The sequence below is a fragment of the Pseudomonas sp. TE6288 genome, from assembly GCF_054062095.1.
This window is the reverse complement of the sequence record NZ_JBSSEW010000011.1, coordinates 217,044-229,968: the sequence shown is the minus strand read 5'-3', so window position 1 is coordinate 229,968 and position 12,925 is coordinate 217,044. Positions and strand designations below refer to the sequence as shown.

At 66.0% G+C, this 12,925-nt stretch carries 8 protein-coding genes and 1 pseudogene; 3 read left to right on the top strand and 6 right to left on the bottom strand.

The features are described 5' to 3' along the window. Positions 1 to 147: 147 nt before the first annotated feature. The 5 genes from dbpA to ACVWY1_RS13810 all read right to left on the bottom strand — a co-directional run bounded on the left by dbpA (position 148) and on the right by ACVWY1_RS13810 (position 7,750). Positions 148 to 1,485: an ATP-dependent RNA helicase DbpA gene (gene dbpA, locus ACVWY1_RS13830; RefSeq protein WP_250888476.1), complete on the bottom strand. Its 1,338-nt coding sequence runs from the start codon at positions 1,483 to 1,485 to the stop codon at positions 148 to 150. 112 nt (positions 1,486 to 1,597) lie between these two features. Further along, entirely contained in the window at positions 1,598 to 3,025 is a 1,428-nt protein-coding gene (gene mdtD, locus ACVWY1_RS13825) for a multidrug transporter subunit MdtD (protein ID WP_277502196.1), read from the bottom strand. 124 nt (positions 3,026 to 3,149) lie between these two features. After that, entirely contained in the window at positions 3,150 to 4,481 is a 1,332-nt protein-coding gene (locus tag ACVWY1_RS13820) for a TldD/PmbA family protein (RefSeq protein WP_457378407.1), read from the bottom strand. Continuing rightward, a complete protein-coding gene (locus tag ACVWY1_RS13815; protein WP_457378406.1) occupies positions 4,481 to 5,923 on the bottom strand; it encodes a TldD/PmbA family protein in 1,443 nt (480 codons plus the stop codon). Before ACVWY1_RS13815 ends, ACVWY1_RS13820 begins: the two co-directional genes overlap by 1 nt. 30 nt (positions 5,924 to 5,953) lie before the next feature. Continuing rightward, positions 5,954 to 7,750 carry an acyl-CoA dehydrogenase gene (locus ACVWY1_RS13810; protein ID WP_457378405.1) on the bottom strand — a complete coding sequence of 599 codons (1,797 nt, stop codon included), beginning with the start codon at positions 7,748 to 7,750 and terminating at the stop codon, positions 5,954 to 5,956. A 117-nt stretch (positions 7,751 to 7,867) separates the two neighbouring features. Here ACVWY1_RS13810 and ACVWY1_RS13805 point away from each other — a divergent pair. The 3 genes and pseudogenes from ACVWY1_RS13805 to ACVWY1_RS13795 form a co-directional block, all read left to right on the top strand. Continuing rightward, positions 7,868 to 7,984 (top strand): annotated as a pseudogene (locus tag ACVWY1_RS13805) (DUF3077 domain-containing protein); the annotation flags it as partial. A 366-nt stretch (positions 7,985 to 8,350) separates the two neighbouring features. Continuing rightward, complete coding sequence (locus ACVWY1_RS13800) at positions 8,351 to 8,635, top strand: type II toxin-antitoxin system Phd/YefM family antitoxin (RefSeq protein WP_023630627.1); 285 nt, start codon at positions 8,351 to 8,353, stop codon at positions 8,633 to 8,635. Beyond that, the gene (locus ACVWY1_RS13795; protein WP_031315114.1) at positions 8,601 to 8,909 is read left to right on the top strand and encodes a Txe/YoeB family addiction module toxin; all 309 of its coding nucleotides are present in this window, start codon (positions 8,601 to 8,603) and stop codon (positions 8,907 to 8,909) included. The genes ACVWY1_RS13800 and ACVWY1_RS13795 overlap by 35 nt, the downstream gene beginning before the upstream one ends. A 55-nt stretch (positions 8,910 to 8,964) precedes the next feature. Here the strand turns inward: ACVWY1_RS13795 and putA are convergent, their stop codons facing one another. After that, entirely contained in the window at positions 8,965 to 12,915 is a 3,951-nt protein-coding gene (putA, locus tag ACVWY1_RS13790; RefSeq protein ID WP_457378404.1) for a trifunctional transcriptional regulator/proline dehydrogenase/L-glutamate gamma-semialdehyde dehydrogenase, read from the bottom strand. Between the last annotated feature and the right edge of the window lie 10 nt (positions 12,916 to 12,925).

Below are 12,925 nucleotides of genomic sequence, written 5' to 3'. Positions count from 1 at the left end.
GGGTGGTGGTTGGGGGGGTGCCCCCTCCCCCGGCGGGGGGCCCGCCGCCGGCCCCGGGCCCCCACCGCGCCCCCCACCTTCCAAACAACAACCCCGGGGGGGCCCGGCCCCCCCGGCGATGGGCTGCGCAGCAGCCCCAAAAAGACTTCAGACGATACGGACTTTCAGGGCGCGACCTTTGATCTTGCCGCTGTTCAGGCGCTGCATGGCCTGCTTGGCCACTGCCCGCTCCACGGCCACGAACGCCACGAAGTCGAAGATGGCAATCTTGCCCACCTGCTTGCCTGGCAACCCGGCATCGCCGGTCAGCGCGCCGAGGATATCGCCCGGGCGCAGCTTGTCCTTGCGCCCGGCGGCGATGCACAGGGTGGTCATCGGTGGCAGCAGCGGCTCGCCGCCTTTGCTTTTGAGGCTGTCCAGCTGTTCCCAGCGCAGCGGCTGCTTCTGCAGGTCTTCGATGGCCTGGGCGCGATGGCCCTCGGCCGGCGCCACCAGGCTGACCGCCACGCCTTTCTCGCCGGCGCGACCGGTACGGCCAACGCGGTGCACGTGGATCTCGGCATCACGCGCCAGTTCGACGTTGATGACCATGTCCAGGCCATCGATGTCCAGGCCGCGGGCGGCCACGTCGGTGGCCACCAGCACTGAGCTGCTGCGGTTGGCGAACATCGTCAGCACCTGGTCGCGGTCACGTTGCTCCAGGTCGCCGTGCAGGGCCTGGGCGACGATGCCCTTGGCGGTGAGGTGGGCAACCACGTCCTCGCACTGCTGCTTGGTGAAGCAGAACGCCACGCAGGACTGTGGGCGGTAGTGGCCGAGGACGCGGGTCACGGCGTCCAGGCGCTGCTGCGCGTCGATCTCGATGAAGCGCTGTTCAATCTGGTTGTCGCTGTGCAGCGCTTCGACCTTGACCTGTTGCGGCTGGCGCATGAAGGCTTTGGCCAACTGCTCGATACCGGCCGGGTAGGTGGCCGAGAACAGCAGGGTTTGTCGGCGTGACGGGGTCTTGCCGATGATGCTGGCGATGGCGTCGAAGAAGCCCATGTCGAGCATGCGGTCAGCTTCGTCGAGCACCAGGGTGTTGAGCCCGTCGAGGACCAGTGTGCCCTTGTCCAGGTGCTGCTGGATGCGCCCCGGGGTGCCGACGATGATGTGCGCGCCGTGTTCCAGCGAGGCGATCTGCGGGCCCAACGAGACGCCGCCGCACAGGGTGAGGATCTTGATGTTGTCCTCGGCGCGGGCCAGGCGGCGCAGCTCCTTGGCCACCTGGTCGGCCAGCTCGCGGGTCGGGCACAGCACCAGGGCCTGGCAGCCGAAGTAGCGCGGGTTGATCGGGTTGAGCAGGCCGATGCCGAAGGCGGCGGTCTTGCCGCTGCCGGTCTTGGCCTGGGCGATCAGGTCCTGGCCCTTGAGGATCACCGGCAGGCTCTGGGCCTGGATCGGGGTCATCGAGGCATAGCCCAGGGCGTCCAGGTTGGCCAGCATGGCAGCGGACAGCGGGAGGGTGGCAAAGGCGGTGGTTTCAACGGTCACGAGGCGGGCCTGCGGTGCGAAGCGAAAAATGTCGCACAGTCTACCAGCCTCGAAGCCATTCGCCCTACGACTCCACGTGCTCTTCCGGACGACGGGCGCGCCTTCCGTCTGTCGGCGCCAGTTGCAGGAAGATCGCCGCCGCCAGCATGGCCATCACGCCGATGGTGACGAAGGTCAGCTGGAACGCCCCCAGGGTGCTTTCCACGCCTTCGGCGCTACCGGCCGCGGTGAAACCACCGAGCAGCGCGCCGGCGCAGGCCACGCCCAGGCTCAGCGACAGTTGCGCGACCACCGACAGCAGGCTGTTGCCGCTGCTGGCGCTGGCGTCGTCGAGGTCGATCAGGGTCACGGTGTTCATCGCCGTGAACTGCATGGAGTTCACCGCCCCCAGCATCGCCAGCTGCGCCAGCAGCACCGCATACGGCGTCTGTTCGTCGACCAGCCCCAGGCTGGCCAGCAGCAGGCCCAGCAGCAGGGTGTTGCCGGTGAGCACGATGCGGTAGCCGAGGCGCTCGATCAGCGGCCGGGCGACCGACTTGGCGAGCATCGCCGCCGCCGCCAGTGGAATCATGCTCATGCCGGCCTGGGCCGGTGAATAACCCAGCGCCACTTGCAGCAGCAACGGCACCAGGAAGGGCAGGGCGCCGCTGCCCAGGCGGGCGAACAGGTTGCCGAGGATGCCGATGGCGAAAGTGCGTACGCGGAATAGTGACGGCGAGAACAGCGGCTCCGGGTCGCGCCCGGCGCGCAGCCAGTAGGCGGCCAGGCAGGCCATGCCGGCGAACAGCAACAACATTACCCGCAGGTGCGGCAGGTGCAGTTCGCCCAGGCCTTCCATGGCGATGGTGATCAGTACCATCGCCGCGCCAAACAACAGGAAACCCGGCCCGTCGAAGGTGGTGCGCTCGGCGCCGCGCAGGTCGGGGATGAACCTCCACACCGCATAGCAACCCACGGCGCCCACCGGCAGGTTGAGCAGGAAGATCCAGTGCCAGCTGAGGATTTCCACCAGCCAGCCGCCCACGGTCGGGCCGAGCAGTGGCCCGAGCAGGCCGGGGATGGTGATGAAGCTCATGATCCGCACCAGTTCGCTGCGCGGGTAGGCCCGCAACACCACCAGCCTTCCCACGGGCAGCATCAGTGCGCCGCCCAGGCCTTGCACCACCCGGGCGAAGATCAGGAAGCCGAGGCTGTTGGCCATGGCGCACAACAGCGAGCCGAAGCTGAACAGCAGGATGGCGCTGAAGAAGATGCGCTTGGTGCCGAAGCGGTCGGCGATCCAGCCCGAGGCCGGGATCAGCAAGGCCACGGTGAGCATATAGGCGATGATCACCCCCTGCATGCGCAGCGGGTCCTCGGCAAGCGACCGGGCCATGGCCGGCAACGCGGTGTTGAGGATGGTGCCGTCGAGCGATTGCATGAAGAAGGCGATGGCCACCACCCAGGGGATCCAGCGGGCGGTGACGGGGTCCAGCGGGGCACGGTCGGGCATGGGTTACCTCAATGTCCTGTGTTGCCGGTGCTGGCCTCATCGCCGGCAAGCCGGCTCCCACAGGGGCAGTGCATGCCGGCCACTGTGGGAACTGGCTTGCCAGCGATGAGGCCAGTCCTGTCGATCACAATGTCAGGGTCAGGCCTTTGACCAACGCCCCGGGCAGATGACTCGACCCGGTGCTGCGCTGCCCGTAGGTGCTGGTCGACAGGATCATCTCGCGCTCCTGGGTCAGGTCCTCCAGCTGGTTGCCCAGCAGGTTGTAGAGGCTGTCGTCGAAGCGCATGGTGCTCACCGGGCCCTGGATCTGCCCGTTCTCCACCCAGAAAGTGGCGAAGCGGGTCAGCCCGGTCATGCGCGCCGCCGGCAGGTCCGAGTAGTTCAGGTACCAGAGGTTGCTGATGTAAAGGCCAGTGCCCAGACGTTCGAGAATCTGCTCGCCGGGCAGGTTGCCCGGCGCCAGGCTCAGCGCGCAGGGCGACTCGTAGCTGTCGGCGCCATTGGCCCGCTGGCCGAATTCGACGGCGCTGCGCGCACTCACCAGTCGCTCCAGCGCCCGCCCTTCGCCGATCAGCAGCAGGTCTCGGCGCGGCGAGCCCTCGTCGGAGAAGGCCGGACTCAGCGAGCCGCTGACCTGTTCGCTGAAGCTCACCAGTGGGCTCAACTGCGCGTCGCCGTTGTACAGGCGCTGCAACGGGCTGTTGCCAGTGGCCAGGGCTTGTGCCGCGAAGCCTCCCCAGCACAGCATGCCGGCGATCTCGTCCATCGCCGCCGGCGCCAGGTAGGCGCGGTAGCTGCCCGGCTTGAGGGTGACGGCCGGGCGCCCCAGGTGCGCCAACTGTTCGCGAGCCTGACACAGGCGTGCGGCAAAGGTTTCGCCGCTCCAGGCCTGCCCTGCGTAGTTGGCTTTGACGGCTTGGCCGTTGGCGTGGAACAGGCTCCAGTCAAAGTTGAAACTGTTGGCCTGGTGCCAGCCAAAGGCGCCGAACGAGCTGGCGAAGCCGCGGCAGATGGGGCCGGCGGCATAGATGCCGACCAGGTCCAGGTCGCCGGCTCCACGCTCGACCAAGGCCAGCACCTTGTCCAGCTCTGGCAGTGGCTGCTCCTGCAGGCTATGGCTGTGCCAGGCGCTGTCGTCGAGGTTCAGGTAGGGATCCACAGCCAGCAGCGGCAGGGTCTGGCGCAGTTGCGCCAGGGCATCGTGCAGGCGCTGGCGGTCCAGCTCTGAATCGTCGCCCAGGGTGATCTGTTGCTCGGCCTGGCGCCCGTCGCGGACCAGCCGCAACTGCACGCTGGCCTGGCTGACCAGCCCGGCCTGGCGCACCTTGGCGTGGTTGAAACGCACGAACTGCGAGTGCTCGGCGCTGTAGCCCAGGGTGAACTGCTCGCCGGGCTGAACGGCGGCGTTCAGGCTATCGAGCAAGCTTTCGAAACGTTGCTGGTAGACGGTGCTCATCAGGCGTCCCCTCCGAATACGTCGATCTGGCGGAACACGCAGGCCGGCGAGGCATGGCCGACCCGCACCACCTGGTTGGGCTCGCCTTTGCCGCAGTTGGGCGTGCCGAGTACCTGGAAGGTGCTGCGATCACCCACCGCCGAGAGGTTGCGCCAGAAATCGGCGGAGATGCCGCGATAGTTCGGGTTCTTCACCACGCCCTTGAGTTCGCCATTCTCGATCAGTTGGCCCCACTCACAACCGAACTGGAACTTGTTGCGCGCATCATCGATGGACCAGGAGCGGTTGGTGCGCATCAGGATGCCGTGCTCGATGCCGGCGATCAGTTGCGCCAGCGTCTGCTCGCCCGGCTCGATGTTGAGGTTGGCCATGCGGTCGATCGGCGCGCGGTTCCAGCCGCAGGCGCGGCTGTTGGCCACGCCGTCCAGGCCCGAGCGCAGTTGCGACAGGGCGCCACCCAGGGGGCGCACCAGCAGGCCATCACGGATCAGGAACTGCTTGCTGGCCGGAGTTCCGTCGTCATCGAAGCTGTAGCTGGCCAGCTCCTCGTGGATTGTCGGGTCGAAGGTCACGTTGAGCAGTTTCGAGCCGTATTGCAGGTGGCCGAAGTCGCCGGCTTTGACGAAGCTGGTGCCGGCGTAGTTGCGCTCATCGCCGAGAATGCGGTCCAGCTCCAGCGGGTGGCCGATGGATTCGTGGATCTGCAGCATCATCTGGTCGGGCATCAGCAACAGATCACGCTGACCGGCCGGGGTGTTCGGCGCCAGCAGCAATTGCAGCGCCTCGTCGGCCACCCGGCGGGCCGCGCCGAGCAGGCCGCAGCGCTCGACCACTTCAAAGCCGCCTTGCTGGCCGAAGTTCTCCCGGCCCAGGCTGCGGCTCTGGCTGTCCTGGCCGTCGCTGGCGGTGACGCCCAGGCCTGGGTAGATGAAGCGCTGGGCATGGCGCAGCTCGGCGCCGGCGGAGTTCAGGTAGGTCTGCTCGACCACGCTGAAGCCCAGGCTTGCCTGCCAGTCCACCAGGCGCTCGTCCCTGGGTACGCTGGCCGATTCGGCGGCGAGCAGCTCCAGGCAGTCGGCGAGGTTGGGCAGGGACTGTTCGAAATTGGGCGAGACATGATCGTGACGCCCGCTCGGGGCGGCTTGGCCGCTCAGGTCGAGCAGGCTGCTGGCCTTGATCCGCCGGGCGAGTGCCTCGGCCTGTTCCAGCGCGCGTTGCAGGCCTGCCTGGGACAGGTCGGCGGTGGCCGCGTAGGCCTCGACGCCATTGACCCGCACAGTGAGCATGGCGCCTTCGTCCTGGCTGAAGAAGGGCGGCTCGGCGACGTTACGCCGTACTGACAGTGACTGGTGCGATTGCTTCACATGGCGAAGCGAGAACAGTTCGGCCGTGCTGCGCAGCGCGGCGAAGCGCTGGCGCAGCAGGGTGCTGGAGTCGAACATGGGAAACCTCCGTGTGCGCGGTGGCTCCCCCTAGAACCACCCCTCTTGCATGCCCAGGCACGTATCGTCGCGGGCCTCGAGCAAAGCGAGGTCATTATGGCAGCCCGGCACTTCCCAGGTGAGGAAATAACGCGCGGCCTGGAGCTTGCCCAGGTAGAAGTCGCGGTCGCTGCCCTTGAGCAGGCCGACCTCGGCATGGATCGCCTGCTCCAGCCAGCGCCAGCCGATCGCGCAGTGGCCGAAGGCCTTGAGGTACAGAGACGAGTTGGCCAGTGCGCCGGCGACCTTGCCCTGGGCTAGATCGCCGAGCAGGGTGAGGGTCACGCTTTGCAGGCGATTGACCAGTTGCTCCAGCGGCTGGCGCAGTGTGTCGAGGTTCGGGTGATGGCTGGCGCGCTCGCAGGTGCCGGCGATCAGGCGGATCAGTTGCTTGAGCCCGGCGCCGTTGTTCTGCGCCAGCTTGCGCCCGAGCAGGTCGAGGGACTGGATGCCTTCGGTACCTTCGTGGATCGGGTTGAGGCGATTGTCGCGGTAGTACTGCTCGACCGGGTACTCGCGGGTGTAGCCGTGGCCGCCGAGGATCTGGATCGCCAGTTCATTGGCCTTGAGGCAGAACGTCGAGGGCCAGGACTTGACGATCGGGGTGAGCAGGTCGAGCAATTCCTGGGCTTGCTGGCGGGCGTTTTCATCCGGCGCAGTGTGGGTGTCATCGAACAGCCGGGCTGCGTACAAACCAAGGTCGAAGGCACCTTCCACGTAGGCCTTCTGTGCCAGCAGCATGCGCTTGACGTCGCTGTGCTCGATGATCGGCACGGCGGGGCTGTGCGGGTCCTTGTTGTCCGGCAGGCGGCCCTGTGGGCGTTGGCGGGCGTACTCCAGTGAATACAGGTAACCGGCGTAGCCGAGCATCACCGCGCCCATGCCGACGCCGATGCGCGCCTCGTTCATCATCTGGAACATGCAGGCCAGGCCCTGGTGCGGCTGGCCGACCAGGTAGCCGACGCACTGGCCGTTGTCGCCGAAATTGAGCGCGGTAGAAGTGGTGCCGCGCCAGCCCATCTTGTGGAACAGCCCGGCCAGCAGCACATCGTTGCGCGGACCCAGGCTGCCGTCGGGGTTGACCAGGTACTTGGGCACGATGAACAGCGAGATGCCCTTCACCCCGCCCGGCGCGTCCGGCAGCTTGGCCAGGACCATGTGCACGATGTTCTCGGACAACTCGTGATCGCCGCCGGAGATGAAGATCTTGTTGCCCTTGAGCCGGTAGCTGCCGTCGCCTGCGGGTTCGGCGCGGGTGCGGATATCGGCCAGCGACGAGCCGGCATGGGGCTCGGTCAGGGCCATGGTACCGAAGTAGCGGCCCCCGATCATCGGCTGCAGGAACAGGCGCTTTTGCTCTTCAGTGCCGAAACTCTCGATCAGGTTGGCCGCGCCCATGGTCAGGAACGGGTAGGCCGTGGTGCCAGCGTTGGCGGCCTGGAAGTGGGCAAAGCAGGCCTGTGATACCAGGCTTGGCAACTGCATGCCGCCGACTCCGAAGTCGCGGTTGGCGTTGAGGAAGCCCGCTTCGAGGAAGGCGTCCACGGCCGGTTTCACTTCCGGGATCAGCTCAGCGCGGCCGTCCACGTAGCGGGGCTCGTTTTCATCGCCTTTGCGGTTGTGCGGGGCGAAGTATTTCTCGGCAATGGTGCGGGCGGTGGTCAGGGCTGCGTCGAAGGTCTCGCGGCTGTGCTCGGCGAAGCGCGGGCGCTGGGTCAGGGCCTCGGCGTCGAGGACTTCGTAGAGTTCGAAGGCGAGGTTGCGGCTGCTGAGGAGTTGCTCGGACATGGCGGCATTCCTGATTCGGGGTGCAGCGAGTCTAGGCGGGGTGGTGGGGCAGGGGACAGGTTAATTGGTGTGGGTGATATGGGGGCAGAAGTGGCCATCGCCCAGGTCACCTTGGGCAACCTGACCATCACCGGGATCATGGAGGAAAAGCTCCAACTGCTCTGGGCCTCGTATTACCTGAGCGCCCTGGCCAAGACGCTGATGGACGATGCCGAACTGGGCATGGGGTGTTGACGACCCAAAAGGGCATCGCGGGGCAAGTCGCATCGGCGCACCGCCGCTCCCACGAATTTGAGTACTGCCGCAGGAGTGGGGCTGTCTTGATATCGCGTCAAGCGCCGGTTTGGGACAGCTCCTACATGGCAGCAGGACTTAACGCTGCAGCAGGACTTAACGCTGTTTTGCCGCTGCGGGAATTCCGGTTCCATATCCACCTTTCCCAGCGGCAATCAGTTCTCCAAATAGTTTCAGGGCTCGACCTTGCGAGTTGTACGCAAGTTTGTACAATGTTTGGCAGGCAGGTCGCACAGCGCCGACCTGTCATCAAGGCCTGTTGACTCTCGAGAACTGATCCAGGCTGTACCTGGAAAGGAAGGAAAAATGCATGTACTGACGTTCAGCCAGGCACGCGCCGACCTGAAGCAGACAATGGACGACGTATGCCGGGACCATGAGCCGGCAGTCATCACTCGTCAGCGTGGCGAGCCGGTCGTGATGATTTCGCTCGAGGACTACAACGGCATGCGCGAGACCATGTACCTGCTGGAGTCGTCCGCGAACGCCAAGCGTCTTCGCGCTTCCATTGCTCAGCTCCGGGCTGGTAAGGCCGTTACCCAGGAACTGGCACTCGATGAATGTGAAAGCCAAGCAACGAAACAAGACTGAGGCGCGAAGCACCACAAGCGTGGCCTTCACTGCTGAGGGGTGGGAAGACTACGGTTATTGGCGAAACAGTGATGTCGCTATCTTCCAGCGCATCAACACGATGATCTGTGAGTGCCTGCGCAGCCCTTTCAAAGGCACCGGCAAGCCAGAACCGCTCAAAGGCGACTTGTCAGGTTTCTGGTCTCGCCGTATCACTCGCGAACACCGATTGGTCTACTTCTACGAGGCGGGAACCCTGACCATCCTGCAGTGCCGTTACCACTATGACGATTAGGCCAAGCGCCCACAAAAAAGGAGAGCCGAAGCTCTCCTTTTTTGTTAGATCGGTGTCAGCCGATGGTCATCAGGCTGGCGTTACCACCTGCTGCCGCGGTGTTCACGCTCACCGCCCGCTCGATCACCAGGCGCTCCAGGGCGATCTGGTGATCGCCGCTCGACAGCCCATGCACGCCGACGATCGCGCCGGCACGCTTGGCCACATGCTCGCAGACGCCGCGCAACTGGTCGGAGTGACCGTGGTGGATGACCGCGTCGAAGGCGACCTCGTCCTTGCTCCAGTCAGCCACCAGCTTGATCTTCGCTTGCAGCTCCTTCGGCAAACGGCCACGCACGGTCTTGGCCGGTTCGCCGTCCTGGAACACCGCCGAGCTACCCACGGCCAGTACCGCTGCCAGCTGGGCCAGCAGGTCGGCCTCGTTGTCGGCCAGGCACAGCACGTGTTCGCGTGGCAGCACGCTGTAGGTGTTGCGCTCGCCGGTCGGGCCTGGCAGCACGCGGGTGATGCCGCTCTGCGACTGCTCGGCGAACTGCTCGCACAGCGCGACCAAATCGCTCATCTGGCTGCTGGCCGCCCAGGTCTTGAGGGTGGTCAACGGCTTGAGCTGCTGGTCGCGCAGGGTGGTGTCGGCCTTGCTGCGTGCGTCGTCGGCCTGGAAGTGGCGGGCGATGGCGTCGGCCGGGCGGGTCGACAGCAGACGGTACAGGTACAGCGGGCCACCGGCTTTCGGGCCGGTGCCCGACAAGCCTTCACCGCCGAACGGCTGCACACCGACCACGGCGCCGACGATGTTGCGGTTGACGTACATGTTGCCGGCGTTGACGTTGTCCACCACCTTGGCGATGGTCTCGTCGATGCGGGTGTGCACGCCCAGGGTCAGACCGTAGCCGGAAGCGTTGATCTGCTCGATCAGCTGGTCCAGGTCCTTGCGGTTGTATCGCACCACGTGCAGCACCGGGCCGAAGATTTCGCGCTTGAGCTCGTCGAAGCTTTCCAATTCGATCAGGGTCGGCATCACGAAGGTGCCGCGCTTGATCTCCTCGCCTTCGGCGATAGCCACCTGGTAGACGGTGCGGCCTTTGTCGCGCATGGCCTGGATGTGCTTCTCGATGCCCGCCTTGGCTTCGGCGTCGATCACCGGGCCGATGTCTACCGACAGGCGCTCGGGGTTACCCAGGCGGCTTTCGGCCATGGCGCCCTTGAGCATCTCGATCACGCGGTCGGCGGAGTCTTCCTGCAGGCACAGCACGCGCAGGGCCGAGCAACGCTGGCCGGCGCTGTCGAAGGCCGAGGACACCACGTCGATCACCACCTGCTCGGTCAGCGCCGAGGAGTCGACGATCATGGCGTTCTGGCCGCCGGTCTCGGCGATCAGCGGGATCGGCCGGCCCTGGTTGTCCAGGCGCCCGGCGATGTTGCGTTGCAGCAGGCGGGCGACTTCGGTGGAACCGGTGAACATCACACCTTTGACACGCTCGTCACCGACCAGGCCGGCACCGACGGTTTCGCCCTGGCCAGGCAGCAGTTGCAGCACGCCTTCCGGGATGCCGGCTTCCAGCAACAGGCGCACGGCCTGGGCGGCGACCAGCGGGGTCTGTTCGGCTGGCTTGGCCAGTACCGGGTTGCCGGCGGCCAGGGCTGCGGCCACCTGGCCGGAGAAGATCGCCAGCGGGAAGTTCCACGGGCTGATGCACACCACTGGGCCCAGTGGGCGGCAGCTATCGTTGCGCAGGTCGTTGCGTGCCTGCACCGCGTAGTAGCGCAGGAAGTCCACCGCCTCGCGCACTTCGGCGATGGCGTTGGCGAAGGTCTTGCCGGCTTCGCGCACCAGCAGCCCCATCAGCGGCTGGATATCGGCTTCCATCAGGTCGGCGGCGCGCTCGAGGATCGCGGCACGCTCGGCCGGCGGGGTGGCCTGCCAGATCGGCGCGGCGTTCAGCGCGCACTGAATGGCATTGTCGACGTCGGCGACGGTGGCTTCCTGCACATGGCCGACCACATCGCGATGATCGGACGGGTTTAGCACTGCGCTGGCCGGTTGCTCGCTAGTGGCGCAGGCCAGTAGTGGCGTGGCCTTCCAGTCGTTGTGGGCGGTGGACAGCAGGGCGCAGGACAGCGACGCCAGGCGGTGTTCGTTGGCCATGTCGATGCCGGCCGAGTTGGCCCGCTCGCTGCCGTACAGCTCACGCGGCATCGGGATGCGCGGGTGCGGCAGGCCGATGCTGCCTTCCTGGGTGCCCATGCGCTCGATGCTGGCGACCGGGTCGGCGACCAGTTCCTGGATCGAGATCGAATGGTCGGCAATGCGGTTGACGAACGAGGTGTTGGCGCCGTTTTCCAGCAGGCGGCGGACCAGGTAGGCCAGCAGGGTCTCGTGGGTGCCGACCGGTGCGTACACACGGCACGGACGGTTCAGCTTGCCCTCGGAGATCTTGCCCACGACTTGCTCGTACAGAGGTTCGCCCATGCCGTGCAGGCACTGGAACTCGTACTGGCCCGGGTAGTAGTTCTGCCCGGCGATGGTGTAGATGGCCGACAGGGTGTGGGCGTTGTGGGTGGCGAACTGCGGGTAGATGGCTTCCGGCACCGACAGCAGCTTGCGCGCGCAGGCAATATAGGAAACGTCGGTGTACACCTTGCGGGTGTAGACCGGATAGCCTTCCAGGCCCTCGACCTGGGCGCGCTTGATCTCGCTGTCCCAGTACGCGCCCTTCACCAGGCGGATCATCAGGCGGTGGCGGCTGCGCTTGGCCAGGTCGATGACGTAGTCGATCACGTACGGGCAGCGCTTCTGGTAGGCCTGGATAACGAAGCCGATGCCGTTCCAACCGGCCAGCGACGGCTCGAAGCACAGGCGCTCGAGCAGGTCCAGCGACAGCTCCAGGCGGTCGGCTTCCTCAGCGTCGATGTTCAGGCCGATGTCGTACTGCTTGGCCAGCAGGGTCAGCGACAGCAGGCGCGGGTACAGCTCGCTCATCACGCGTTCGTACTGGGCGCGGCTGTAGCGCGGGTGCAGGGCCGAGAGCTTGATCGAGATGCCCGGGCCTTCATAGATGCCACGGCCGTGCGAGGCCTTGCCGATCGAGTGGATCGCCTGCTCGTAGGAGGCCAGGTATTTCTGCGCGTCGTGCTCGGTCAGCGCGGCTTCGCCGAGCATGTCGTAGCTGTAGCGGAAGCCCTTGGATTCGAACTTGCTGGCGTTGGCCAGGGCCTCGGCGATGGTCTCGCCGGTGACGAACTGTTCGCCCATAAGGCGCATGGCCATGTCGACGCCCTTGCGGATCATCGGCTCGCCGCTCTTGCCGATGATGCGGGTGAGCGAGGAGGTCAGGCCGGATTCGTTGTGGGTGCTGACCAGCTTGCCGGTCAGCAGCAGGCCCCAGGTGGCGGCGTTGACGAACAGCGACGGGCTGTTGCCCAGGTGCGGCTGCCAGTTGCCGGTGCTGATCTTGTCGCGGATCAGTGCGTCACGGGTGCCTTTGTCGGGGATGCGCAGCAAGGCTTCGGCCAGGCACATCAGCGCCACGCCTTCCTGGGACGACAGCGAGAACTCCTGCAGCAGGCCCTGGACGATACCGGCGCGGCCACCGGCGCTCTTCTGGTTACGCAGCTTGTCGGCCAGGCTTGCGGCCAGCTTGTTGGTGGCTTCGGCCTGGGCGGCCGGCAGGCGTGCCTGCTCCAGCAGCATCGGCACCACTTCCTGCTCGGGGCGGCGGTAGGCGGCGGTGATCGCCGAGCGCAGTACCGACTGCGGCAGGATGCTTTCGGCAAACTCCAGGAAGCACTGGTGGGCGTGGTCGGCGGCGACTTCGCCGGCGTCGTCGCCAGCGGCGGCATGGCCGTTGAGGTCGTTCAGGGTGGCGCCACCCTCGAGCTTCTCGAGATAGTTGAAGATCGCTTGCTTGATCAACCAGTGCGGCGTGCGGTCGATGGACTGCGCAGCTGCTTTGAGTCGCTCACGGGTCGGGTCGTCGAGTTTGACCCCAAGGGTGGTCGTCGCCATTTCTTATCCT

Coding starts and splice junctions, on each gene's coding strand:
- ACVWY1_RS13815 (WP_457378406.1), bottom strand. CDS start 5,923: ATGTTCGACTCCAGCACCCTGCTGCGCCAGCGCTTCGCCGCGCTGCGC.
- ACVWY1_RS13810 (WP_457378405.1), bottom strand. CDS start 7,750: ATGTCCGAGCAACTCCTCAGCAGCCGCAACCTCGCCTTCGAACTCTAC.
- putA (WP_457378404.1), bottom strand. CDS start 12,915: ATGGCGACGACCACCCTTGGGGTCAAACTCGACGACCCGACCCGTGAG.
- ACVWY1_RS13820 (WP_457378407.1), bottom strand. CDS start 4,481: ATGAGCACCGTCTACCAGCAACGTTTCGAAAGCTTGCTCGATAGCCTG.
- ACVWY1_RS13795 (WP_031315114.1), top strand. CDS start 8,601: ATGAATGTGAAAGCCAAGCAACGAAACAAGACTGAGGCGCGAAGCACC.
- mdtD (WP_277502196.1), bottom strand. CDS start 3,025: ATGCCCGACCGTGCCCCGCTGGACCCCGTCACCGCCCGCTGGATCCCC.
- ACVWY1_RS13800 (WP_023630627.1), top strand. CDS start 8,351: ATGCATGTACTGACGTTCAGCCAGGCACGCGCCGACCTGAAGCAGACA.
- dbpA (WP_250888476.1), bottom strand. CDS start 1,485: ATGCTGGCCAACCTGGACGCCCTGGGCTATGCCTCGATGACCCCGATC.